Here is a 21,592-nt window from a genome sequence, read left to right as displayed (position 1 = left end):
CGTGCACCCCGGAGCGTCTCCGCGCTGTTCACAGCACTATTGTGCGCCCGCCACCTGGGTGGAGAAGGATTGAGCGGCCGCGGCAAGAGTAAAGCGCCGCGCAGTTGGAGTGCCGGGTAGTTAACGTGCCACGCAGTTAAAGTGCCACAGCGAGGAGGCCGAGGACGACGGCGAGCAGCGGCGTAGCACCCTGGGTTGCGGCCGCGCGGAGGTACTTGCGGCCTGACAGGGCCAGGACCAGTGCCGCCAACAGCATGGAGCCGCAGCTGGCGAAGATGAGGGTCCAGCCGGCCACATCCTGCGCCGAGCCGTCCGCACCGAAAGCCACCAGGCCTATGCCAATGAGGGCGCCAACAGCCAGGAACAGGTTGTAGAAGCCCTGGTTGTAGGCCAGCGGTTTGGTGATCTCCGCGTTTTCCTGGGACTCAATGCTGAAACGCTTCCACGTTGCCGGTTTGGTCCAGGTCACAGATTCCATCGTGAAGATGAAGACGTGCAGCGCCGCAGCAAGGAATGCGAAAAGGAGGGAGGCCAGGATCATGGCTCGATCCTAGCCTCCCTCCCCGGAGTTTCTTGGCGTCTGGGGCCTAGCGGCTCAGCGTGGCCAGCGTGGCGCCGGCGAACTCTCCGGCGGACCGGTTCCAGTGGCCCAGGAGCGCCTGCAGGTTTTCACCGTCGGCGCGGTGGGCGGGCAGCTGCTCCTGCAGGGTTGCCAGCACGCCGGTGCGCAGCTCGGTGTTGAAGTTGACCTTGCCAACATTCATGGCCGCGGCCTTCACCAGCTCTTCGGCCGGAATACCGGAAGCGCCGTGGAGCACCAGCGGGAGGTGCGTCCGCACGGCGATGTCCTGCAGCACGTCCCAGCGCAGCTGCGGCTCGCCCTTGTACTTGCCATGGACATTGCCCACTGCAACTGCGAGGAGCTGGGCGCCGGTACGGGCCACGAAGTCCTCCACCTGCGCGGAGTCGGTCAGCCCCGCCACGGCAACGCCGGACTGTTCTGCAGGCTCGTTGGCGGAGAAGGCGCGGTCCTCGTCGCCGGCCAGGCCGCCGAGCTCGGCTTCCAGCACCACATCGGGATGCCCGTTGGCTGCCAGCATTTCCCGGGCGGCCGCCACCAGGGCGATGTTGTCCTCGTAAGGCAAGCACGAACCGTCGGCGAGTACCGAATCCGCCCCCGCTGCGACGGCGTCGGCCATCACTGCCAGGTCCGTGGCGTGGTCAAGCTGCACCGCCACCGGCACGGAGGCCGCGTCCGCCAGTCCCCGGAGTGCCGCGATCAGGCGGAGCCCGTTGGGGGTGGCTGCCGTCTTGGGTGCCACCAGCAGGATGACGCCGCGGCCGGATTCCTCGGCCGCGCCCACCACAGCCAGGGCGGTGGTGAAGTCGTAGCAGGTGAAGGCGGGAACAGCGGAGCCCTGCTGCAGTGCGGAGGTGACCAGGTGGTCGAGTCGGGTGCGCATCAGACGCCCAGGCCTCCCACCAGGATCCAGGCCACGAAGGTCAGGGCGAAGCCGGCCAGGCCCAAGACCGTGGTGAGCACGGTCCAGGTCTTGAGGCCGTCGGAGACGGTGAGGCCGTAGTAGCGCACCACGGTCCAGAAGCCGGCGTCGGTGACGTGGGACAGGCCCAGTGCGCCGAAGCCGATGGCGATCACGATGACGGCGATCTGTGCCGGGCTGTAACCGCCCTCCATGACGGCGGAGGTCAGCAGGCCGGTGGTGGTCACGATGGCAACGGTGGCCGAACCCTGGGCGGCACGCAGTGCCAGCGAGATCACGAAGCCGAGTGCGATGACGGGCAGGCCAAGGTGGTCCAGGGTCTGGGACAGCGCTGCGCCGATGCCGGAGGTCCGGAGGACTTCACCGAATACGCCGCCGGCGGCAACCACCATCAGGATGGACGCGATGGGAGGCAGGGCGCCTTCGAAGATTTCGCCGGTTTCCTTCAGCGACCAGTTGCGGCGGACGGCCAGCCGGAAGAAGGAGAGGGCAACGGCCACCAGCAGGGCGAAGAACGGGTTGCCGATGAAAGCGGCCAGGCCGTACCAGGAGTTGTCCTTGGGGATGGTGAGCGTACCCAGGGTGCCGAGGAGGATCTGGACGATGGGGGCGGCGATGAGGAAGATGATCAGGCCGGGACGCGGCGGGGCGATGGCGGAGGCGCCGGGGCCGTCGTGGCCCACCTTGACCAGAGAGTCGGAGCCGAACTCCTCAACCTGCGCCTTGACCGAGGGCAGAAGTTCGTATTCCTTGCGGTTCATGATGCTGGCCACCCAGTAGGACAGGAAGCCAAGGGGAATACAGATGGCCAGCGAGATCAGCGTGATCAGTCCGATGTCCGCGCCGAAGACTCCCGCGCCGGCAACGATGCCGGGGTGCGGCGGGACGGCAACGTGGATGGAGAGCATGATGCCGGCCATGGGCAGGCCGAACTTGACCGGGTGGACCTTGGCGATCTTGGCGAAGGCGTAAACGATCGGCACCAGGACGATGACGCCCACCTCGAAGAACACGGGGATGGCCACGAGGAAGCCGACGGCGGTGAGGGCCACTGCGACGCGCTTGGCACCGAGCTTCTCGGTGAAGTGTGCGGCCAGCGACTGCACGCCGCCGGAGACCTCAATCATCCGTCCCAGCACGGCGCCGAGGGCGATCAGCAGCGCCACCTTGCCCATGGTGCTGCCCACGCCGTTGGCCACAACGGTGAACACATCCTTGAGCGGGATCTGGGAGGCCACGGCCACCAGGATACTGACGGTCAGCAGTGCCACGAAGGCCTGGATCTTGAAGCGGATGATCATCACCAGCAGCACGGCGATGCCGAGCGCTGCGATGGTCAGCAGCAGCGGGGTGCCGAGCTCCACTGCGGGTTTGATGGCCGGGGCGTCGGCCGCCCGCACCATCAGCGGGCTAATGAGGTGGTTCACGATGGGTGTCTCCTTTGACGTGCCAGTCTTCCAGAAGACGGGCAATAAGGCGCCGGTTGTTTCTAAGGGGAGTAACGCAAGGGGTACGACGGCGGCGGAGGGGGGACCGCCGCCGTCGTACGTTTTGGGGAGGGTGCTGCTGGTTGGTACTTAGTTGGTGCGCTTGGCGGGGGCTACCACCTTGATGACTGCGGAGTCATCGGCGGCGGCGAGGCCCTGGGCCTGGCCCAGCAGGTAGAGCTGCTCGGCTGCGGCAGCAACGGGGGCTGCCAGGCCGGCGGCGCGGGTGGCTTTGCCCACGATGCCCATGTCCTTGACGAAGATGTCCAGGCGGGAGAGGACCTCGGCGCCTTCCTCGTTGTAGGCCTCAAGGATGCGCGGGCCGCGGTTGGAGAGCATGAAGGAACCTGCAGCGCCGGCTTCGAGGGCGGCGAGGGTCTTGGCCTGGTCCAGGCCAAGTGCGTCCGCCAGGGCCAGGGCCTCGGCGGCGGCCGCGATGTGGACGCCGCAGAGGAGCTGGTTGACGGTCTTCAGGGCCTGGCCGTCGCCGGGCTTGTCGCCCACCACGGTGAGCGTGGAGGCCAGCAGTTCCAGCGCGGGCGCTGCCTTCTCGCGGGCTTCGGGGGAAGCGCCGACGACAATCAGCAGGTCGCCTTCACCGGCGCGCTTGGGTCCGCCGGAGAGCGGCGCGTCAACGAGCTCGACGCCGTAGGCAGCCAGCTTTTCGACGGTGGCGGGGATGGCTTCGGTGCCAACGGTGCTGCCGAGGATGACCACGGCGCCCGGCTCCAGGACGGAGGCCACGCCGTTCTCGCCGAAGAGGACCTCGTTGAGCTGTTCGCCGTTGCGGACGGCGAGGAGCACCGCGTCGGCACCCTTGGCTGCCTCGCGGGCGGTGCCGAACGTGGCGATGCCGGCTTCTTCAGCGAGCTTCAGGCGCGGTTCGGCGATGTCGAAGCCGTGCACGGTCAGCTGCGAGGCGAGGCGGGTGGCCATGGGCAGGCCCATGGCGCCAAGGCCCAGAACGGTGACGGTGTAGTTGCTGGTCATGGTGTTCTCCGTTGAATCTTTTGGGGTGTTGTGGGGATCAGAAGGTGTTGCTGAGCTTGCGGGTGACCTGGGCCAGGGAATCGTCGTCGCCCACGTTGCCGGCGAAGACGATGTACGGGATGCCCTTGGCGGGTCCGTCCACCGGTTCCCAGAGGGAGACAATGCCCGGCAGCATGGGTCCGCGGACAATGCCGTGGCGGATTTCCAGGCCGTGGGCTGCGACATCCGAGGAGGTGATGCCGCCCTTGGCGATGACGAACCGCGGCGGGAAGGTCTTCAGGGTGCGGTTGACCACGGCGACGACGGCGGCGGAGACAGTGCGTGCGATCCGCAGGCTTTCGGCGGCGTCGTCGGTCTTGATCAGGAGCCGGCTGGTGTGCACGATGACGTCGCCGCCGCGGAGGGCCTCGACCACGGCGTCCACTGTGGCGTCCAGGTGCTCGGCCGCCTGCGCCGGATCGGCGAGGAGTTTCTCGACGTCGATCTCGATGATGCTTGCGGAGCTGTGTTCGGCCGTGAGGACGTTCAGTTGGCGGGTGGTGACGCCCACGTGCGAGCCCACCACGATCAGGCCGCCGGCGGTGGAGGGCGTGTTGCCCTCATAGGCTTCCTCGGCGGTCAGGGCGGTGCGGACTTCCTGGCCGATGCGGCCGCGGACGAACGGCGGGCCAACGCGGTAGAGGAGTTTCTTGCCGCGGCGCTCGGCTTCTTCCAGGCCGAGTGCCAGCGCGCGGAAGTCGTTCTCGGTGACGATGTCCGCCACGATCGGGGTGGAGTTGGTGGCCCCCTCGATGGCGTCGGCGATGGCCTTGGCGGAGATGGCGGGATCCTGGGCGGCAGAGCCGGCGCGGATGGTGTTCAGGTCCAGGACGATGACCGAGTCAGCGGCGAACCGGCCCTTGGACTTTTCCTCCACATATTCGGCCATGACGGACGTGCTGAAGCCGAAGCTGGCGTCCTTGGCGAACTCGGTCTCCGAGACCGGGACCAGGGTGCCGGCGGTTTCACCCGTGCCGCGCATGTAGTGGACACCGCCGATGGTGACGCGGCCGGCGTCGGGGAAAGCGGGGACCAGCACGACGCCGTCAGTGGCTTCACCGCTTACCTCGCTGACCGTGGCGGCGATGACGTCCGGCTCCAGCGGGTAGTGGCCGCGGAGGGTGGAGTCGCTGCGGCTGACGAATGCGAGCCGCAGGCTGGAGTCGTCGCTGGAACCGGCGGCGGTGAGGGCGTTGCGGACCACTTCCTCGTTACGGGCGGCGGCTTCGGCCGAGTCCAGGCTGCGGGTGTTGGTCAGGACGTAGACCGCCGGCTTGGACTGGCTGAAGGCCCAGGCGAAGTCCTCAACATCCCACTGGGTGAGCACGGGCAGGTCTGCCACGGACTGCGTTCCGGTGGGGTCGTCGTCGAGCACTACCAGGACGCGGGGAGTCTCCGCGTTGGAAGCGGCCAGGGTGCTGGCCACCAGGGCTGCGGGGATGGGGAAGTCCGCGGGATAGGCGGCCAGGACGTCTGCTTCAAGCGTCACAGTGCACTCCGTTGTGTTGCGATCCGGGGGCCGGATCAAGGTGTAAATGAATCTGTAAGATGTCTGACATCTTGCATTTGAATGCTAGTGTGGCACACGACATAAAAGACGCGCAAGTAGACTTGTCAGACATATCCGCCGGGTAGACGCCCAGGGCAGGAATCGGGGGAACCATGGCAAGGAAGTCGTTGGTTGGCGTTGTGGCCGACGAACTGCTGGACCGCATCATCGACGGCGAATTTCCGCCGGGATCAACGGTCCCCGGCGAGCACGAACTCAGTGCCCGGCATGAGGTCAGCCGGATGACGGTCCGCGAAGCCATGAAGACGCTCCAGGCGCAACAGATCCTCAGCGTTGAGCGTGGCCGGGGCACCTTCGTGAATCCGCTGAACCGGTGGACCTCACTTGAGGCAGTGCTCCGGGCGGCCTCAGAGGGAAAGAACGAAGCCGAGGCGTCCGTACAGCTCATCGAACTCCGCCGCATGCTGGAAACCGGTGCCTGCGAGCTGGCTGCGGGCCGGATCTCCGAGGCGGATACCGAATCCCTGTTCGCCTACATTGCGGCGATGAAGGCCGCCCATGCCATCAACAATGTCACGTCCTTCGTCGAAGCCGACCTCGCTTTCCACGACGTCATCCTGCGCGCTTCCGGCAACGTGTTCGTCTCTGTGCTCTTTGAGCCGCTGCACCGCGTCCTGGAAAAGCGACGGGCGGAAACATCTGCCGTTCCGGCCATCCAGGAGCACGCCATCGGCCACCACCAGAACATCGCAGAGGCCTTGCGGTCAGGCGACGCCACCCGCTCCCGCCTGGCCATGGATGCCCACATGCAGCAGACGCTGGACGACCTGAAGAACCTGGTGCTCCCGGCCAAATAGCCGGCCACTTAGGGATTGCAACGGCCGGTCGGGGCTGGATGGCCGGGCGGGAGCGGCTTGCCGGGCCGGACTGCATTTCCCCGGCGGCTAGCTTGCCGGCGGGGCCGTTGTTCCGCGGACCACCAGTTCGGTGGCCACCTCCAAAGCTGCAGGCACCGCCCCATGGCCGTCCTGCTGCTCGATAAGCATTCCCACGGCCATGGTGGCCAGCTGGGCCAGGGGCTGCCTGACGGTGGTGAGCGGCGGCGAAGTCAGCGCGGCCTGGGCGATGTCGTCAAACCCCACGATGCTGAGGTCCCCGGGTACCTGCAGCGAGCGCTGCGCCGCCGCATTCATCACACCCAGGGCCTGCAGGTCACTGCCAGTGAAGATGGCCGTGGGCCGCTCTGGCAGATCCAGGAGGTCGGCACCCAGGCGCATGCCTGACTCGATACTGAAGTCACCGTCCCGGACAAGCTCCGGCAGGACCGGCAGGCCGGCCTCGTGCAGGCCGGCCGCGTATGCCGCGTACCGCGCCCGGCCGTGCCCCGGGCTGTGCTTGCGTCCGGTGATGATTCCGATCCGGCGGTGCCCCTGGGACAGGAGATGGCCGACGGCGGCGAGCGCCCCGGAGAACGACGCCGGGCTGACGCTGGGGATATCCAGGCCTTCGGTCCCCTCGGGGTCGATGGCGACGGCCGGGATCTTCAGCGACCGCACCAGGGTGACCAGGCGTGAGCCGCTGCGCGGCGCCAGCAGCATGACCCCGTCCAGGCGGTTCGCCGAGGGTTCACGCAGCTTGCGCCAGCGGTCGGCAGTGACATGCTCGGCGCGGACGTACGCCACCGCATATCCCAACCGGTCCGCGGCGGCCTCCACGCCTTCCATGGTGGCCAGGACCCAGGGCGAATCGAAGTTGTTGACCACCAGCTGCAGCATGCCGGGCTGGGCCGCGGCGGCGTTCCTCTTGGAGTAGTCCAGCTCGTCCAGGGCCTGCTGCACTTTGGCGCGGGTGGCGTCCGAGACATGGGTGCGGCCGTTAAGGACCTTGGAGACGGTGGGCACGGATACCCCTGCGGCGGCCGCAACGTCTGCAATCTTGGGACGCGGGGTGGCGGTCAACGGGGCAGTCCTTGGGGTCATGTGGTTGCGGCGGCGAGCTGCGGGGCAGTAGCCCGGCGAACGGGCGCCGTGTCCACGCGCACGGGTCCCACGATAACACTGCCGCCCTCCTGCGATCCCAGCGGCGACGTGGCAAAAATCCCCAGTTCCGCGCCGATCCATTTCCCCTGCACAACACGGAAGTTCCAGCCCTGGACCTCCCACGGCTCCCCGGGACCCAGGCGCCAGGCAAAGGTGGACCGGGGCGTGCCGTCGGTGCGGATCTGCAGCTCCACGCGGGAAGCCGGGAGGGGAATGCTGCGGCCAGCCGCCTGCTCCGACGGCCCCTCTCCCCCGGTCCCGCTTCCCAGGACGAATCCATCGGCGGTCCGGATAATGCCCAGCCAGGCGTATTCCTGCCCCAGCACCACCACGCCGGCACGGGTCCCCGCCGGGACGTCCTTAAGTTCCAACGACGTGGTGAAAGTGGACGGCGTGCCGGGAAGGATCTGCGCCAGGACATTGGGCAACTCGCGGAGGTTGACGGGATCGTTGGCCTGCGGCCGGAGGATCAACCGGCCGCCGCCGGGCTGGAAGGACCAGGAGTGCCTGGGGTTGGCCTGCCAGTGCCATTGCGGGCCCAGCCACGGTGAGGCGAAGTCATCACTGGCCGGAGGCGCCACGTCCTGCGGCGAAGTACCCCGCGGGTAGGGGTGGCTGGCCACGGGGGTTCCCGGGCCGCCGTCGGACGCCTGCTCCCCCATCCATGGCCAGCCGTCCGCATCCCAGCCCATGGGCTGGAGATGGACCACGCGTCCGTAGGGGCCGCGGTCCTGGAAGTGCAGGAACCAGTCCTCCCCCCGCGGCGAGGTCACCCAGGCACCCTGGTGCGGCCCGTTCACCGGACTGTTCCCCTGCTCCAGGACGCGGCGCTCCTCGTACGGACCGAACGGGGACCTGGAACGGAAGACCGCCTGCCAACCGGTAGCCACGCCGCCAGCGGGGGCGAAGATCCAGTACCAGCCGTCCCGCTTGTAGAACTTGGGCCCCTCCAGTGTGGTGTAGCCGGGGAGGTCCTCGCCGTCGATGACCGTGGTGCCGTGGTCCAGCAACTTTCCGGCGTCCGGGCTCATGCGGTGCACGGTGAGCCGGTTCTTGATCCCGATCCGGCTTTTCGCCCACCCGTGCACCAGATAGGCCTGGCCATCGTCATCCCACAGCGGGCAGGGGTCGATGAGCCCGCGGCCTGCATAGAGGAGGTGCGGCGCGGTCCAGGGGCCTTCAGCCTTTTCGGCGCTTAGCACGAAGATGCCGTGGTCCGGATCCGGGTAGAAAATCCAGAACCGTCCGTCGTGGTACCGCAGCGCGGGCGCCCAGACCCCGCCACCGTGGCGGACCAGGGAGAAGTGGCTGCCTTGCGGCAGCTGCAGCAGGGCGTGGCCGGCGTGCTCCCAGTCCACGAGGTTCCGGGACTTGAGGATGGGCAACCCGGGAACGCGGTTGAAGCTGGACGCAACCATGTAATAGGTGCCGCGGACCTGGACGGCATCGGGGTCCGGCCAGTCGGCGTTGAGGATGGGATTGGCGTACACGGGGACGGCGTTGCGCGAGGTCATGATGTCCTGTCGGGATGGCTGGGCGTGCGTACGGCGGGATGGTGTTCAAGCAGGTGGAGCGCCTGGTCCGGTGATGCCACGGCGCCGTCGTGGATGACGGCGTGCAGCGACTGGACCAGCGGGTGGGCGGCGCTGGCCACCGCTTTTTCGGACCAGGCGACGGCGGGCCCCACGCCCAGGTAGCCCTCGGAGCGGATGAACCAGGGGCGGGTGGGAGCGTCCTGGGCGAGCACCACCGTGACGGGCGCGCCGCCGGTGACGGTGCTGATGGCAAGCCAGGGCGAGCGGGATCCGTGCGCCGGATCCGCGCCGGCACCGGCAGCGGAGAAGACGCGGGTTTCGGAGCAGTCCGCGGGGAAGCGCCAGAAGATGCCGCCGTATCCGGCGCCGCTGCGGCCTTTCACGGCCGACGACGACACCTCCAGGGCGGGGACGCCACCCGCCGGGACCATCACCGAGGTCAGGGTCAGGCTCCAGGTTCCCGGGGCGGGGTGCGCGGAAACCTCCACCGTGCGGCGTTCCTCTGCCAGGAGGGTTCCGTGCCGGGAAGTCCACAGCACGGTACCGGAGGCACGGCCTTCCTCTTCGGTCCAGCTGTCCAGGGCCTGGCTGCCGTGGTTGGGCAGGACCACGGGTCCGAGGTCCTGCGTGTAGGTGGACCCGCCCCAGAAGTTGGTGCCGTTCAGGTCCGAAAAGGCCACGGACAATCCCAGGTGGTGGATATGGTCTGCCGGTGCGACGTCCGTCAGCACGGTTCCGGACAGGGAGCGTACCGGGTGGAAGTACGGCCTCGGTGCACTGGCCGGCGCAACGCCTGAGCCGGGAACCAGGGCAATGAGCCGGGCGGGCTCAAGGGCTGGGATGGGCAACGGCGCCTCCTTCCGGTGGGAAATACATCGCACCTATGGCGATGGAGAACAGCATAGGCATGCAGAAAAGAATCAGCAAGTATCACAGAAACTTTCTGCTCTCAGAACTGCATCTGTTTTGGGAAAGGTGTTGACAGTCACAGCCGCTGCTTGCTAGAAATCGTTTACTCACTTCTTTCGTATCCCTGCCCGGGGTTGGCTTTTGCCTCGTTGGCAGCGAAGGTCGATGGCAGAGGCAGCAGAAAGTTTCTGGAAAATTCAGCAGGCTAACGCTCCTACGGGGCAGCCACAGAGAGGCGTCATTCAATGAAGAAGACAGCAACCACCGGGTTCTCCCGCAGGATCTTCCTGGGAGCGGCAGTCACGGCCGCGGGCCTGGGCCTGAGCGGCTGCGCTGGAGGTGGTTCCCCGGCAGCCGGCGGCAACGTTGAACTCAACTTCGTCTACTGGGGCGATTCCAACCGGGCCAAGATGACGGACGCGGCCATCAAGGTCTTCGAAGAGAAGAATCCCGGCATCACTGTCAAGAGCGAGTACCAGGACAGCGGCCCCTACGCGGACAAGCTGGCCACCCGCTTCGCCGGCGGCAACCCGCCGGATGTCCTGGCCATGGCCAACCGCAGCCTCCTCGAATACGCGCAGCGTGGCACTTTGGCGGACCTCAAAGGGCTTCCGGAACTCAACCTGGAGAAGATCCCGGACACGGTACAGAGCCGCGGCGAAGTGGACGGCAAGCTCTACGGGCTGGCCACCGGCGTCACCACCATCGGCATGGTGGTGAACAAGACCATCACGGACCAGGCCGGCGTCACCATCCCTGACGACAAGACCTGGAGCTGGGAAGACTACGCAAAATTTGCCACCGAGGTGACCCAGAAGACCGGCGGCAAGGTCTACGGCGCCGGTTACGACGTATCAACGGAAACCGGCCCCATCCTTCTTGCCCGGCAGCGCGGCGAGGACTTCTATACCGAGGACAACAAGCTCGGCGTCAGCGAGGACACCATCCGCGAGTGGTTCCAGTACAGCGTTGACCTGCGCAACGCCGGCGGGTACCCGCCCGCGGGATTCTTCGAGCAAATCGGCGGCTCGCCCGCGCAGTCCTACCTGGCGAAGGGCACGGTGGCTTCCCAGATCATTCCCATCAACAACTTCCGGGGCTATAACGAGGCTGTCCAAGGCGACGTGGTACTGCTGCGCATGCCTGGTGAAACCACGGACAAGCGGCGCGGTTACTCCGCCGACCCCACGATGCTCTGGTCCATCGCTGCCAAGTCCAAGCACCCCAAGGAAGCGGCCAAGCTCCTTGACTTCCTGACCAACGACGCCGACGGCGCAGCTGAAACGCTGACCCAGCGCGGTGTGCCGATCAACCCCGATGTGGCGGAGTCCATCACGTCGAAGCTCAGCGCTGACGACACCACCTTCGTCAACATGATGGCCGCCATCCAGGAGGACGACCTTCCCCCGGCCTACGTCTACCCCAAGGGCGCCAGCGTGGTGGCTGACACCCTCAAGCAGCTGGCCACCGAGGTTGAGTTCGGCAGGATCACCCCGGCCGACGCCGCCAAGACCTTCCTTGACAAGAGCAATGCAGCCATCAACAAGTAGCACCAGCCCACACCCGAAAGGAGCCTGACGCATGTCGGTACTGACCAAACAAGCCCCCGGCGCGGCGGCCTCGCTTGCGGCAGGACCTCCGGGCCGCCGGAAGCAGGGCACCGCGCGGCGAAGGAACCAGCGCTCGGGCTACCTGTTCCTGCTGCCCTGGTTCCTGGGCATGCTTTTCACCATCATTCCGTTCTTCGCCTCCCTGTACCTGGCGTTTACGGACTACAACCTGTTCACCGAGCCCAACTTCGTGGGGCTGGCAAACTTCCAGGCGATGACCGAGGACCCCCGGCTGTGGCAGTCGCTGAAGGTCACGTTCATCTACACCTTCGTTTCAGTGCCCATTTCGCTGGCCGTCGCCCTGCTCATCGCCCTGGTGCTCAACCGGGGACTGCAGGGCCTGGCCATCTACCGGTCCGTGTACTACCTGCCCTCCCTGCTGGGCGGCAGCGTGGCCATCGTGATGCTGTGGCGCTACATCTTCGGCAACGAAGGAATCGTCAACAGCTTTCTGGGACTGTTCGGGATCGCCGGCCCTGCCTGGGTGACGGATCCGGACTTCTCCCTGAGCACCCTGATAGTCCTGAACGTCTGGACCTTCGGCTCACCCATGGTGATCTTCCTGGCCGGACTGCGGCAAGTCCCCACTATGTACTACGAGGCGGCTTCCATCGACGGGGCGTCCCGGTGGCGGCAGTTCCGCAACATCACCATCCCGCTGATCAGCCCCATCATCTTCTTCAACCTCATCATGCAGCTCATCGGGTCCTTCCAGACCTTCACCCAGGGCTACGTCATGAGCGGCGGCACCGGTGGCCCGGCTGATTCGACGCTGTTCTACAACCTCTACCTGTACCAAAAGGGCTTCACCGAATTCGAGATGGGGTACGCCTCGGCGATGGCCTGGCTGCTGCTGATGATCATTGCGATCTTCACCGCCATCAACTTCATCGCATCCAAGTTCTGGGTCTTCTACGACAATTAAGGCAACCCCATGGCACTCCTCGAATCACCTCCCACATCAGCCACCAAACCCGGGAAACCGGCGAAGCAGCCCAAGCAGGCGGATCCGGAAGACGCCCTCACCGGGACCCGGGGCACCCGGTTTTCCCGGCACCTGATCCTCTGCCTGGTGGGGCTGGTGATGATGTATCCACTGCTGTGGCTGATCTCCAGCTCCTTCAAGCCCAGCAACGACATCTTCCGGCAACTGGGGCTCTGGCCGGACAACTGGGATTTCAGCAACTACGCCGAGGGCTGGACCGCGCTTAACCAGCCGTTCCACGTTTACCTGATCAACTCGATGATCGTGGTGGTCTTCTCCATCATCGGCAACATCTTCTCCTGTGCCCTGGCGGCGTACGCCTTTGCCCGGATGGAGTTCACGGGCCGGAAGCTGTTTTTCGCCCTGATGCTGGGAACGCTGATGCTCCCGGGGCACGTGCTCCTGGTGCCGCAGTACATCATCTTTTCGCAGCTCGGCTGGCTGGACACCTACCTGCCGCTGATCGTGCCGAACTTCATGGCCACCAACGCGTTCTTCATTTTCCTCATGGTTCAGTTCATGAAGGCGCTGCCCAGGGAACTGGACGACGCCGCGCAGATCGATGGCTGCGGACCATTCCGCACGTTCCTGCGGGTCATCCTTCCGCTCTGCGTTCCCGCCATGGCCACCACCGCCATCTTCACGTTCATTTCAACGTGGAACGAGTTCTTCGGACCCCTGCTCTATATCCAGAACCAGGACCTCTACACCGTCCCGCTGGCGCTCCGGGCCTTCATGGACTCCGAGGGCCAGAGCATGTGGGGACCCATGTTCGCCATGTCCGTAGTGTCCATCGCACCCATCATCGGCTTCTTCATTGCCGGCCAGAAGTACCTGATCAACGGCATCGCCACCACGGGCCTGAAGTAGCCCGCGTCTCTCCACGCATCACCCACTCAACAACACAGTGCACGGTGCCCGGGCTGGAGGCTGCCCGGGAGCCGGAACAAAGGAGTTTTGCATGAGTTTGCGTCGGTTCTTAGGTGCGGCAACCGCCGTCGTCCTTCTGTCCAGCCTGGCAAGCGCCCCGGCGACGGCGGCACCGCCGCTGCAGGGTTCCGGTGCCGCGACCCCGTCGGTCCCGGCACCCACAGTCCAGGCAAATGCCGTCCTGGCAGCCACCGTCCTTGCCCCCACTTCGCTGTCCGAAGGGAACGGGCCGCTGTGGAAGCAGACGCCCGACGGCTTCGCATCGCTTCCCGGGAACGGGCTGGCGGGCACTACCGGCGGGCAGGCGGGACGGATTGTCACGGCCTCCACCATCGCCCAGCTCCAGGAGTATGCCTCGGCTGCAGAGCCACTGGTGATCTTCATCAGCGGCTCCCTCACGGCTGACCAGTACGTCAAGATACCTGTCGCTGCCAACAAGAGCTTCATCGGCACGGGGGCAGGGGCCGAGGTGGTCAACGCCGGCTTCAAGCTGATCAATGTCTCCAACGTGATCTTTCGAAACTTCACGGTCCGGGATTCCTACATCCCGGGTGACTGGGACGGCAAGCGGCCGGACAACGACCGTGACGGCATCCAGCTCGATACCAGCCACCACGTCTGGGTGGACCACATGAAGTTCGAGCGGATGGGCGACGGCCTGATCGACACCCGCAAGGACTCGGACTACCTGACCTACTCCTGGAACGTGTTCGCGGACAACAACAAAGCCCTGGGAGTGGGCTGGACCGCCAACGCCGTCACGAAGATGACCATCCACCACAACTGGATCCGCAACACCACCCAGCGGAACTTCAGCCTGGACAACACTGCCGCCGCGCACGTCTACAACAACTACCTGCAGGACGTTGGCCAGTACGGCATGATGGGCCGCAACAACGCCAAAGTGGTACTGGAAGGAAACTACTTCACCGCCGTCCAGGACCCGATTGTAGCCAAGGACCCCGCCACCCAGGTGGTAAACCGGGACAACATCTTCGACTCCACCCGGGGCCGCAAGGACAACGTGGGAACCGCATTCGACCCCGCTGCGAACTACTCCTACACCGTGGACAGCGCCGCGGCAGTGCCGGGCATCGTCAGTGCAGGCGCCGGACCCCGCGAGAACAATGCACCGAACAAGGCCGCAAACATCACCGTGGCACTGGACGGGACGGGAGACTTCGGCAGCCTGCAGGCCGCCATCGGCTCCATCCCTGCCGGCAGCACCCAGCCGCGGAGCATTACCGTGAAACCCGGCACCTACCGCGAAGTGGTTAACGTCTGGGCGGACCGCCCCAACCTCACCATCCAGGGCGCAACAGCCAACCCGGCCGACGTCGTCATCACCTACGACCTGCCCGCGAACGGTGCGAAGTTCTTCGGCGGAACCTGGGGAGCCGTGGGCAGCGCCACGCTGACCGTGGCAGCCTCGGGCACCACCGTCCGCAACCTGACGGTGGAAAACGCCTATGACGAAGCGGCCAACGGAGGAAGCCAGGCATTGGCCGTCCGCAGCGTCGCAGACAGGGTGGTTTTCGACGGCACCCGCTTCCTGGGCAACCAGGACACCTACCTCGCCGACACCACGGGCAGGGACGCCAGCGCCAGGACCTACCTGAAGAACTGCTACATCGAAGGCGACGTGGACTTCCTGTACGGCCGCGGCACCGCCGTCTTTGACGGCTGCACCATCCATTCCCTGGACCGGCGAAGCGACACGAACAACGGCTACATCGTGGCCCCGAGCACCAAGAACTCCAACCCGTACGGCTTCCTGATCGTCAACAGCACCCTTACCTCCGATGCCGCTCCCGGCACCGTGAGCCTGGGCCGCCCCTGGTTTGCCAGCAGTGATCCGGACGCACACCCCATGGCGGTCATCCGGGACTCGATCCTGGGCAACCACATCGCAGTCCAAGGCTGGGCGGATATGAGCGGCCACGCCTGGACCGAAGGAAGGTTCGCTGAGTACAGGAACACTGGCCCGGGCGCGTACGACAACGAATTCCATCCCCAGCTGTCCGAGGCGGAGGCCGCCAAGTTCACCGTAGACGCGTTCCTCGGCGACTGGACCCCGGCAGGACGTGGCTGAGATGGCTGGCGACCACCCTTTCGAGGAGAACCACAGATGATGTCCCTGGCTGGATCCGTTGTACTGGCCACCGCTGTTGCCCTCGCCGGACCACTTCCGTCAGCGGCACCATCCGGCGCCGAGCGTTCGCAAAGCACCCCCGACCTGGGCCGGCAAGTCCTCGCCGCAGGCGATGGCTGGGCCTCCGCTGACGGCGGCACCACCGGCGGCTCCAGCGCCGTGCCCGCGAACGTGCACGAAGTTTCAACGAGGGATGAACTTGCCGCCGCGGTGGCAGGAAACGAGCCTAAGATCGTGTACGTGAAGCACGGCTTCAACGCAAACACCGCCTCGGATGGCACCGCCATCACGTGCGGGGACTACGCAACCGGCGGCTACTCACTTGAGGCCTACCTCGCGGCTTTCGACCCCGCGAACTGGACGGGGCCGGCCTCCGGCCCCCTCGAGGAGGCCCGCAAGGATTCAAGTGCGAAGCAGCGTGAACGGGTCCGGATCAACGTTGGCGCCAACACCACCATCGTGGGCGTTGGTGACGTCCAGCTCTCTGGCTTCACGTTGAACATCGACAATGTGGATAACGTGATCGTCCGAAACCTCCGCCTCTCCGACGCCTATGACTGCTTCCCGGGCTGGAACGGGGATACCTGGAAAACCGAGTGGGACAACCTGGTGGTCTCCGGCTCCACCCACGTTTGGCTGGACCACCTGACGCTGGACGACGGCGAAACAGCCGATGCCGACCAGCCGCGGTATTTCGGTGAGCGGTTCCTGCGCCATGACGGCCTCCTCGACGTCGTCCGGCAGGCAGACCTGGTCACCATGTCCTGGAGCCGGCTCTCGGGCCACGACAAATCCATGCTGTGGGGCAACGGAGACGGTGCCACGGCGGACCGCGGCAAGCTGCGGGTTACCCTCCACCACAACGAATTCGTGGACCTGGGGCAGCGTGCGCCACGGGTCCGGTTTGGGCAGGCGCACGTGTACAACAACGTGTACCGCGTGACGGACCCGGCGCAGTACCAGTACTCATGGGGTGCGGGCGTGGAATCCAGCATCATCGCCCGTAACAACACGTTCGAACTCGCGGAAGGCATCCCGGCCGCACAGATCATCCGGAATTTCGGCGGAACGGGAATCGACGAGGCAGGCACCTGGGTCAACGGCCGGAAGGTCAACGTCCTGGACGCCTATAACGCTGCCAACCCGGATGCTGCGCTGACCCCTGCAGTCAGCGGCACCGCCGGGCCGCACCTGCGAATCGAGCCGGCTCCGGCAGCCCGGGAAGGGGTGGGGCGTGAAGCAGGGTCTGGCCAAGGCTCTTGAAGTCCTACTAGTCTTCAGGAACGGCCCGCAACCGGGAGCAACGATGATCACGAGGAGCGAAGTTGTCCAATCACACGTACAGCATTTCTGAAATTGTCGGTACTTCCACGGAAGGTGTGGACGACGCCGTTCGGAACGGGATCGCCAAGGCCTCCCAGACCCTCCGCAACCTTGACTGGTTCGAAGTCAAGGAAGTCCGGGGCCACCTCGAAGACGGCAAGGTGGCGGACTGGCAGGTGACCATCAAGATCGGTTTCCGCCTCGAAGAACAGTAGGACGCGACCCTAAACAGATGAAGAAGGCCGTGACCCTTTGGGTCACGGCCTTCTTCATCCCGGCACATCCCTTGTGCGGGTACTGCGTGGGCTTCGCTTTAGTAGGCCTGTCCCAGCGACCGGCGCCGCCACACTGTGGGAACGCCGTCGAACGCGGGAAAAACGTGGCCCTCGAAGAAGGACAGCACCGTGTGCGGATCGTGGTCCGGGCTCCACAGTCCGGACACCGGGCAGTGCGAGCCGGTGGACGTCGAGGCGGTGCCGGCGGGAGCGGCCTGGCGTTCTTTCAGCAGCGCGATGCGTTTCATCGTTGAGACCATCCTTGGGAAGAAGTGTGTTCCCCAAGCCTACGAAACCCCACGGACCGCCAAAATGGATCTCTGGCCAAACAATGCAATCCTGTCTGGCCAAACGTACAAGGCTTCTAGGGCTCTGCGGCGCCGGACGGCGGAACCTCGCCTACCCGCTCCCGCTCGGGCAGCGCCTCGCCCGCGCCCAGGCTCCCCAGCAGGGCCAACGCGTCCGACGACGGCGAGCCCGGTTTCGCTGAATACACCCTCAGCACCTGGTCGGGGTCGTCCGGGAGGGCGAGGCTTTCAAAGTTCAGTTCGAGGTCCCCCACGGTGGGGTGGTGCAGGCGCACTATCCCCGCAGACCGGCTGGCAACCCGGTGCCCGGCCCACCACTGCCGGAACTGTTCGCTGTTCACCGCCAGCTCCCCCACCAGCTGGTTGGCCTGGGGATCGTTCGGGTGGCGGCCCACATCGAGCCGCAGCGACCCGGCAGCCTCGGCCGCCAGCGTCTTCCAGTCGCGGAACAGCTCCCTGGCCGCCGGATCGAGGATGAGCCAGCGGGTGAGGTTCCGCTCCGCCGCGGGCAGCGAGGGAAAGTCGGCGAACAGCAGGTACGCCATCCTGTTCCCGGCGAGGACGTCGCTGCGGCGGCCCAGCAGCAGGGCAGGCACATCACCCACGGCCTCGAGCAACTGCCGCAGCCCCGGCCGCACTCCCTGGGCTGCCGCGCCGGCGGTACGCGGGTTGGCGGCGCAATTCTCCAGCAAATCCATCATGTGCGCATGCTCGCTGCTGTCCAGCCGCAAAGCCCGCGACACGGCGTCAAGGACGGTCCGGGAAGGATGGATGTTGCGGCCCTGTTCGAGCCTTACGTAGTAGTCCGTGCTGACGCCGGCCAGGCGGGCTACTTCCTCGCGCCGCAGCCCGGGCACTCGGCGGGCGCCCGTGGTGGGCCCGGCACCGGCGTCCTCGGGTGTCAGGCGCGACCGCATGGCTTTGAGGAATTTTCCGAACTCGGCACTTTGACCCATGCTGACCATTCTGCCCGTCCGTCCGGCACTCCTCCTACACCGAAGGTAGGACTGCCAGTCCTAGGAAAAACAGGATCACGGTTACTTGCTGACGTGGCGGCCAAAAGTGCATAGGCTCAATACTGAGCCAGCGGAAACCGCTTTCTCCCTGTCGAGCCAACGGCACCGATCCCAGCACCAGCATCATCCAAGGAGCACCATGTCAGAGCTGACACTGAACAACGGCGTCACCATCCCCCAGCTTGGCCTCGGCGTTTTCCAGGTCCCGCCGGAAGATACCCAGCGGATCGTTGAGGACGCCTTCGAGGCGGGATACCGGCACATCGATACCGCTGCCGGATACCGCAACGAGGCCGGCGTCGGCGCCGCCATAGCGGCGACGGGCATCGCGCGCGAGGACATCTTCGTCACCACCAAGCTCCGGAACGGCGAGCAGGGCAAGGCCCAGGAGGCGTTCCAGAACAGCCGCAAGGCGCTGGGACTGGACTTCGTCGACCTCTACCTCATCCACTGGCCGGTCCCGTCGCAGGGACTTTTTGTCCAGGCCTGGAAGGAACTGGAACGGCTCTACGACAACAAGCAGATCCGGGCCATCGGCGTCTCCAACTTCCTCGCCGACCACCTGGACACCCTGCTGGAATCGTCGGAAATCGTCCCGGCCGTGAACCAGATCGAACTGCACCCCAGCTACCAGCAGGCCCACCTTGCGGCCAAGTGCCGGAGCCTCGGCATCGAGGTGGAGGCCTACAGCCCGCTGGGGCAGGGCGGCGACCTGAACGGCAACGCCGTCACGGCCATCGCCGACGCCCATGGAGCCACCACGGCACAGGTGGTGCTCGCCTGGCACCTCGCCTCCGGAAACATCGTGATCCCCAAGTCAGTTGACCCCGGCCGGATGCGCGAGAACTTCGCTGCGTCCTCCCTCACCCTTTCCGACGACGAACTGGCAGCCATCACCGCGCTGGAGTCCGGTGCCCGCATCGGCTCCGATCCCGCCGTCGCCTCCTTTACCCAGATGTAGAAAGGACCTTCTTATGCAGTACACCCATCTTGGCCGCTCAGGCCTGCAGGTCTCCCGCCTTTGCCTTGGCACCATGAACTTCGGCCCCCAGACCGAGGAAGCCGACGCGCACGGCATCATGGACTCCGCGCGGGAGAACGGCATCAACTTCTTCGACACCGCCAACGTATATGGCGGTGCCGGCCACCGCGGCTGGACCGAAGAAATCATCGGACGCTGGTTCGCCAAGGGCGGCGAGCGCCGCGAACACACGGTGCTGGCCACCAAGCTCTACGGCACCATGACGGACCGGCCCAACGAGTCCAAGCTCTCCGCACTGAACATCCGGCGTGCCCTGGACGCCAGCCTCAAGAGGCTCCAGACCGACTACATCGACGTCTACCAGTTCCACCACATCGACAGGAACACCCCGTGGGACGAGATCTGGCAGGCCATCGAAGTGGCGGTCCAGCAGGGCAAGATCCTGTATTCGGGCAGCAGCAACTTTGCCGGCTGGCACATCGCCCAGGCCCAGGAGGCAGCGCACCGGCGCAACTACACCGGCCTGGTCAGCGAGCAGTCCATCTATAACCTGTTCCGCCGTGAACTGGAGCTTGAGGTCATCCCGGCGGCGCAGCAGTACGGCCTGGGGCTCATCCCGTGGTCGCCGCTGCAGGGCGGGCTGCTGGGCGGCGTGCTGAAGAAGGAACGCGACGGCGTCCGGCGCACCGAGGGACGGGCCCTGGAAACCCTGAAGAAGCACGAGGACCAGATCCGCCAGTACGAGGACCTTGCCGATGACCTGGGGCACGAACCCGGGGACGTCGCACTGGCCTGGCTGCTGCACCAGCCCGCCGTCACGGCACCGATCGTGGGGCCCAGGACGCAGGAACAGCTGGACGCCGCCATCCGCGCCCTGGATGTCACCCTCGATGAGGACGCGCTCAAGCGGCTGGACCACATCTTCCCGGGGCACAAGACCGCTCCGGAAGACTACGCGTGGTAAACCCGCCGTCAGTTTCCGGGACAGCCGCTGGGACGGTGGCGCCGAGAAGCATCCTCTTCATCGGCGGCACCGGAGTCATCAGCGCGGCGGCCGCTGAACACGCCGTCGCGCTGGGCCACCGGCTCACCATCCTGAACCGGGGCCGGTCCACCCGGCCGATCCCGGACGGCGCGGAGGTCCTGCATGCGGACGTCCGGGACCCGGCGTCGGTGCGCGAGGTGCTGGGCGGGAGGGAGTTCGACGCCGTTGCGGACTTCATCTCGTACACCCCGGACCAGGCGCAGGCCGGGCTCGAGCTGTTCCGCAGCCGGACCGGGCAGTACGTGTTCATCAGTTCAGCGTCGGCGTACCAGAAACCACCCACCCGGTTGCCCATCCTGGAATCCACGCCGCTGAAGAACCCGTTCTGGCAATACTCCCGGGACAAGATTGCTTGCGAGGAACTGCTGTTCCGCGCCTACCGCGACGAGGATTTCCCGCTCACCGTGGTGCGACCCTCCCACACCTACGACCGGACCAAAATCGCCATGGTGGGCGGCTGGACGTACATCCACCGCATGCGCGCCGGCCTCCCCGTGATGGTCCACGGCGACGGCACCTCGCTGTGGACGCTGACGCACAGCAGGGACTTTGCCAAGGCCTTCGTGGGACTGCTCGGCAGGCCGCAGGCGGTGGGTGAAAGCTACACCATCACCTCTGACGAGTACCTGCCGTGGAACCAGATCTACCGTCTGTTCGCCCGGGCTGCCGGGGTGGCTGAGCCGGAACTGGTGCATGTGGCCTCGGAAACCATTGCGGCCCACAGTCCGGAGCTCGGGCCCAACCTGCTGGGCGACAGGTCGCACTCGGTGGTGTTCGACAACACCAAGATCAAGTCCCTGGTCCCGGAGTACACCGCCACCATTCCGTTCGCCGACGGTGCCCGGGAAATCGTCCAGTGGTACGACGCCAACCCGGAGCTGCAGCAGGTGGACCAGCCCTACATGGACCTCAGCGACACCCTCACCAAATGGGCCGCGGGCGGCGTGAACTAGCG

At 66.0% G+C, this 21,592-nt stretch carries 20 protein-coding genes; 10 read left to right on the top strand and 10 right to left on the bottom strand.

What is annotated here, in order from left to right:
- Positions 1 to 136: 136 nt before the first annotated feature.
- The 5 genes from ACFV4R_RS04780 to ACFV4R_RS04760 form a co-directional block, all read right to left on the bottom strand.
- The gene (locus ACFV4R_RS04780; protein WP_377201278.1) at positions 137 to 541 is read right to left on the bottom strand and encodes a DUF1304 domain-containing protein; all 405 of its coding nucleotides are present in this window, start codon (positions 539 to 541) and stop codon (positions 137 to 139) included.
- Between the two features lie 46 nt (positions 542 to 587).
- Positions 588 to 1,463, bottom strand: a complete 876-nt coding sequence (locus tag ACFV4R_RS04775) for a class II fructose-bisphosphate aldolase (RefSeq protein WP_377201277.1) — start codon at positions 1,461 to 1,463, stop codon at positions 588 to 590.
- The gene (locus ACFV4R_RS04770; protein ID WP_377201276.1) at positions 1,463 to 2,929 is read right to left on the bottom strand and encodes a GntP family transporter; all 1,467 of its coding nucleotides are present in this window, start codon (positions 2,927 to 2,929) and stop codon (positions 1,463 to 1,465) included. Before ACFV4R_RS04770 ends, ACFV4R_RS04775 begins: the two co-directional genes overlap by 1 nt.
- A 150-nt stretch (positions 2,930 to 3,079) precedes the next feature.
- Positions 3,080 to 3,979 carry an NAD(P)-dependent oxidoreductase gene (locus ACFV4R_RS04765; RefSeq protein ID WP_377201275.1) on the bottom strand — a complete coding sequence of 300 codons (900 nt, stop codon included), beginning with the start codon at positions 3,977 to 3,979 and terminating at the stop codon, positions 3,080 to 3,082.
- 37 nt (positions 3,980 to 4,016) lie between these two features.
- Positions 4,017 to 5,507, bottom strand: coding sequence for a four-carbon acid sugar kinase family protein (locus ACFV4R_RS04760; RefSeq protein WP_377201274.1), 1,491 nt, complete (start codon positions 5,505 to 5,507; stop codon positions 4,017 to 4,019).
- Positions 5,508 to 5,680: 173 nt separating this feature from the next.
- Here ACFV4R_RS04760 and ACFV4R_RS04755 point away from each other — a divergent pair, with 173 nt between their 5' ends.
- Positions 5,681 to 6,385 carry a FadR/GntR family transcriptional regulator gene (locus ACFV4R_RS04755; protein ID WP_377201273.1) on the top strand — a complete coding sequence of 235 codons (705 nt, stop codon included), beginning with the start codon at positions 5,681 to 5,683 and terminating at the stop codon, positions 6,383 to 6,385.
- A gap of 87 nt (positions 6,386 to 6,472) precedes the next feature.
- Here ACFV4R_RS04755 and ACFV4R_RS04750 read toward each other — a convergent pair whose 3' ends face one another.
- The 3 genes from ACFV4R_RS04750 to ACFV4R_RS04740 are packed head-to-tail and all read right to left on the bottom strand — an operon-like array spanning position 6,473 to position 9,950.
- A complete protein-coding gene (locus ACFV4R_RS04750) occupies positions 6,473 to 7,486 on the bottom strand; it encodes a LacI family DNA-binding transcriptional regulator (protein ID WP_377201272.1) in 1,014 nt (337 codons plus the stop codon).
- Positions 7,487 to 7,503: 17 nt separating this feature from the next.
- Positions 7,504 to 9,081 (bottom strand): family 43 glycosylhydrolase, encoded by a 1,578-nt coding sequence (locus ACFV4R_RS04745; RefSeq protein WP_377201271.1) that lies wholly within the window; start codon positions 9,079 to 9,081, stop codon positions 7,504 to 7,506.
- Positions 9,078 to 9,950 carry a PmoA family protein gene (locus tag ACFV4R_RS04740; RefSeq protein ID WP_377201270.1) on the bottom strand — a complete coding sequence of 291 codons (873 nt, stop codon included), beginning with the start codon at positions 9,948 to 9,950 and terminating at the stop codon, positions 9,078 to 9,080. Before ACFV4R_RS04740 ends, ACFV4R_RS04745 begins: the two co-directional genes overlap by 4 nt.
- Before the next feature lie 306 nt (positions 9,951 to 10,256).
- On the opposite strand from ACFV4R_RS04740, the gene ACFV4R_RS04735 reads away from it, so the two are divergent.
- The 6 genes from ACFV4R_RS04735 to ACFV4R_RS04710 all read left to right on the top strand — a co-directional run bounded on the left by ACFV4R_RS04735 (position 10,257) and on the right by ACFV4R_RS04710 (position 17,226).
- Complete coding sequence (locus ACFV4R_RS04735; protein WP_377201269.1) at positions 10,257 to 11,561, top strand: ABC transporter substrate-binding protein; 1,305 nt, start codon at positions 10,257 to 10,259, stop codon at positions 11,559 to 11,561.
- A 31-nt stretch (positions 11,562 to 11,592) separates the two neighbouring features.
- Positions 11,593 to 12,546 (top strand): carbohydrate ABC transporter permease, encoded by a 954-nt coding sequence (locus ACFV4R_RS04730; RefSeq protein ID WP_377201268.1) that lies wholly within the window; start codon positions 11,593 to 11,595, stop codon positions 12,544 to 12,546.
- A gap of 9 nt (positions 12,547 to 12,555) precedes the next feature.
- Positions 12,556 to 13,476 (top strand): carbohydrate ABC transporter permease, encoded by a 921-nt coding sequence (locus tag ACFV4R_RS04725; RefSeq protein WP_377201267.1) that lies wholly within the window; start codon positions 12,556 to 12,558, stop codon positions 13,474 to 13,476.
- Between the two features lie 91 nt (positions 13,477 to 13,567).
- Positions 13,568 to 15,628 carry a pectinesterase family protein gene (locus ACFV4R_RS04720; protein ID WP_377201266.1) on the top strand — a complete coding sequence of 687 codons (2,061 nt, stop codon included), beginning with the start codon at positions 13,568 to 13,570 and terminating at the stop codon, positions 15,626 to 15,628.
- 36 nt (positions 15,629 to 15,664) lie between these two features.
- Positions 15,665 to 16,951 carry a polysaccharide lyase family 1 protein gene (locus ACFV4R_RS04715; protein WP_377201265.1) on the top strand — a complete coding sequence of 429 codons (1,287 nt, stop codon included), beginning with the start codon at positions 15,665 to 15,667 and terminating at the stop codon, positions 16,949 to 16,951.
- Positions 16,952 to 17,013: 62 nt separating this feature from the next.
- A complete protein-coding gene (locus ACFV4R_RS04710) occupies positions 17,014 to 17,226 on the top strand; it encodes a dodecin (protein ID WP_015935720.1) in 213 nt (70 codons plus the stop codon).
- Positions 17,227 to 17,324: 98 nt separating this feature from the next.
- On the opposite strand, the gene ACFV4R_RS04705 is transcribed toward ACFV4R_RS04710, so the two are convergent.
- Positions 17,325 to 17,534: a hypothetical protein gene (locus ACFV4R_RS04705; RefSeq protein WP_015935719.1), complete on the bottom strand. Its 210-nt coding sequence runs from the start codon at positions 17,532 to 17,534 to the stop codon at positions 17,325 to 17,327.
- A gap of 116 nt (positions 17,535 to 17,650) precedes the next feature.
- Positions 17,651 to 18,550: a helix-turn-helix domain-containing protein gene (locus ACFV4R_RS04700; protein WP_377201264.1), complete on the bottom strand. Its 900-nt coding sequence runs from the start codon at positions 18,548 to 18,550 to the stop codon at positions 17,651 to 17,653.
- 199 nt (positions 18,551 to 18,749) lie between these two features.
- Here ACFV4R_RS04700 and ACFV4R_RS04695 point away from each other — a divergent pair, with 199 nt between their 5' ends.
- The 3 genes from ACFV4R_RS04695 to ACFV4R_RS04685 are packed head-to-tail and all read left to right on the top strand — an operon-like array spanning position 18,750 to position 21,590.
- Entirely contained in the window at positions 18,750 to 19,571 is an 822-nt protein-coding gene (locus ACFV4R_RS04695; RefSeq protein ID WP_377201263.1) for an aldo/keto reductase, read from the top strand.
- A gap of 13 nt (positions 19,572 to 19,584) precedes the next feature.
- Positions 19,585 to 20,556, top strand: coding sequence for an aldo/keto reductase (locus ACFV4R_RS04690; protein WP_377201262.1), 972 nt, complete (start codon positions 19,585 to 19,587; stop codon positions 20,554 to 20,556).
- A 35-nt stretch (positions 20,557 to 20,591) separates the two neighbouring features.
- Complete coding sequence (locus ACFV4R_RS04685; RefSeq protein WP_377201261.1) at positions 20,592 to 21,590, top strand: SDR family oxidoreductase; 999 nt, start codon at positions 20,592 to 20,594, stop codon at positions 21,588 to 21,590.
- Positions 21,591 to 21,592: the final 2 nt, after the last annotated feature.

Source organism: Pseudarthrobacter sp. NPDC059871, assembly GCF_042731175.1.
In the GTDB taxonomy this organism is placed as follows: domain Bacteria; phylum Actinomycetota; class Actinomycetes; order Actinomycetales; family Micrococcaceae; genus Arthrobacter.
The sequence above is the reverse complement of the archived record's forward strand: the minus strand, read 5'-3'. Positions and strand labels throughout refer to the sequence as shown.

Bases quoted from the DNA above. Each gene is read 5' to 3' on its own strand.
- ACFV4R_RS04780 (WP_377201278.1), bottom strand. From the start codon at position 541: ATGATCCTGGCCTCCCTCCTTTTCGCATTCCTTGCTGCGGCGCTGCAC.
- ACFV4R_RS04775 (WP_377201277.1), bottom strand. From the start codon at position 1,463: ATGCGCACCCGACTCGACCACCTGGTCACCTCCGCACTGCAGCAGGGC.
- ACFV4R_RS04765 (WP_377201275.1), bottom strand. From the start codon at position 3,979: ATGACCAGCAACTACACCGTCACCGTTCTGGGCCTTGGCGCCATGGGC.
- ACFV4R_RS04755 (WP_377201273.1), top strand. From the start codon at position 5,681: ATGGCAAGGAAGTCGTTGGTTGGCGTTGTGGCCGACGAACTGCTGGAC.
- ACFV4R_RS04745 (WP_377201271.1), bottom strand. From the start codon at position 9,081: ATGACCTCGCGCAACGCCGTCCCCGTGTACGCCAATCCCATCCTCAAC.
- ACFV4R_RS04735 (WP_377201269.1), top strand. From the start codon at position 10,257: ATGAAGAAGACAGCAACCACCGGGTTCTCCCGCAGGATCTTCCTGGGA.
- ACFV4R_RS04730 (WP_377201268.1), top strand. From the start codon at position 11,593: ATGTCGGTACTGACCAAACAAGCCCCCGGCGCGGCGGCCTCGCTTGCG.
- ACFV4R_RS04725 (WP_377201267.1), top strand. From the start codon at position 12,556: ATGGCACTCCTCGAATCACCTCCCACATCAGCCACCAAACCCGGGAAA.
- ACFV4R_RS04720 (WP_377201266.1), top strand. From the start codon at position 13,568: ATGAGTTTGCGTCGGTTCTTAGGTGCGGCAACCGCCGTCGTCCTTCTG.
- ACFV4R_RS04715 (WP_377201265.1), top strand. From the start codon at position 15,665: ATGATGTCCCTGGCTGGATCCGTTGTACTGGCCACCGCTGTTGCCCTC.
- ACFV4R_RS04705 (WP_015935719.1), bottom strand. From the start codon at position 17,534: ATGAAACGCATCGCGCTGCTGAAAGAACGCCAGGCCGCTCCCGCCGGC.
- ACFV4R_RS04700 (WP_377201264.1), bottom strand. From the start codon at position 18,550: ATGGGTCAAAGTGCCGAGTTCGGAAAATTCCTCAAAGCCATGCGGTCG.
- ACFV4R_RS04695 (WP_377201263.1), top strand. From the start codon at position 18,750: ATGTCAGAGCTGACACTGAACAACGGCGTCACCATCCCCCAGCTTGGC.
- ACFV4R_RS04690 (WP_377201262.1), top strand. From the start codon at position 19,585: ATGCAGTACACCCATCTTGGCCGCTCAGGCCTGCAGGTCTCCCGCCTT.